General features: G+C 38.9%; 1 protein-coding gene and 1 pseudogene. Both read right to left on the minus strand.

The features are described 5' to 3' along the window. The coding region (locus RT405_RS11020) for a pyruvate carboxylase subunit B (protein ID WP_313469681.1) at positions 1-782 on the minus strand (782 nt) is incomplete at its 3' end. A gap of 81 nt (positions 783-863) precedes the next feature. Next, positions 864-1,592 (minus strand): annotated as a pseudogene (locus RT405_RS11025) (phosphoenolpyruvate carboxykinase); the annotation flags it as partial.

Here is a 1,592-nt window from a genome sequence, read left to right on the forward strand (position 1 = left end):
TCTACTCTTGTTTTTACTTCTCCTTCATTTAAAGAAAGCACCATCGATTCAGTCGGGGGTTGACTCGTCCCTTCTGAAAACGGCGAAATAGCTGTATCAATTCTATCTACTCCAGCTTCCGCTGCTTTTAAATAAGTCATTTGAGAAATTCCGCTGGTCGCATGAGTATGGAGGCTTAGTGGAATAGTCAGCCCCTCTTTTAACCTTTTAACTAATTTCTCAGCTGTATACGGTGTTAAGATCCCTGCCATATCTTTAATACAAATGGAGTCAGCACCCATTTGTTGCAATTGCTCCGCTAATTTAGCATAGTAATCAATCGTGTGAATATCACTGATCGTGTAGCAAATCGTCAGCTCCGCATGTCCCCCATATTTCTTCACAGCTTTCAAAGAAGCTTCTAAGTTACGCGTATCATTCAAAGCATCAAAAATACGGAAAACATCGATTCCATTTTCGTAGGCTTTTTCAATAAATTTGTCGACAATATCATCTGCATAATGACGATAGCCTAATAAATTTTGTCCTCTTAGTAACATTTGAAGTTTTGTCTGAGGTGCTCTTTTTTTGATCTCGCGCAAACGTTCCCAAGGATCTTCATTTAAGAAACGAATAGCTGCATCAAAGGTAGCCCCTCCCCAACACTCTAATGAATAATAACCGGTTCGATCCATTTTTTCGATAATGGGCAGCATTTCTTCCGTTGTCATACGAGTGGCCATTAAACTTTGATGAGCGTCTCGTAAAACGGTTTCTGTAATTTCCAGATACTTTTCTGACATCTTTACATCACTCCTATTCAGAGTAAAAAGAAAACAAAAGCACTTGTTTTTGATCAGATCTGAGCAAGAAAAGGACTCAGACTAACGATCAACAACTTTTTTCATTGCTTCTAACGCTTCATTCGGTAAAACATCCATTCCGCCTGCTTCATTTTTTTCTTGTATATGTTCTATGCGCATTTGAATACGGTCAAAAACAAGTTGTTTATAAGTTTCATCCATAAAGTCCGGCTCATACCCGGCTACTTTTAGATAGCTCATCTGCTCAATTCCGCCAAATGATTCAAATTCTGCAGTCCCATCAACAATTGATTCAATGCTTTTCAGTGTCACTTCGGGAGTAATTTTTTTATCTAAGAAAAACCCCGTGTTCAGAATATAACACTCTATTTTTTGCTCTTCAAACAGCTGTTTAAATTGTTGATAGTCTTCTGCCAGCGGATAAACCCGGAAAGGATTTGCATAAGGAACAATTACTAGCTTATTCATGTCTACTCCTTCTTTTAGCCGCTCTGCTGAGGAACGTTTAGTAGCCAATGTTGGTCCAAAGCTCGCTGCTAATACGGGATCTTCTACTTTAATAACAGGCGGAAGACTTTCATCTTTCATAATCCAGTAAATAGCGTCAATCGGTTCATCAAACCGGTCGACACGATTAGGAGTAGAATAGCGCGATTTAACTGTACGTCCATTACCATTACGCAAGTCTTCAGTTAACAGAACTTTATTTCCAGCTTCATCTAAAGTGACAGCCACATTTTGAACAGTAACAAAGTAATCGACTTCTTCGTGATCTGAAGGGTAATCTTG

This window comes from Carnobacterium sp. (assembly GCF_032094055.1).
GTDB lineage: Bacteria > Bacillota > Bacilli > Lactobacillales > Carnobacteriaceae > Carnobacterium_A.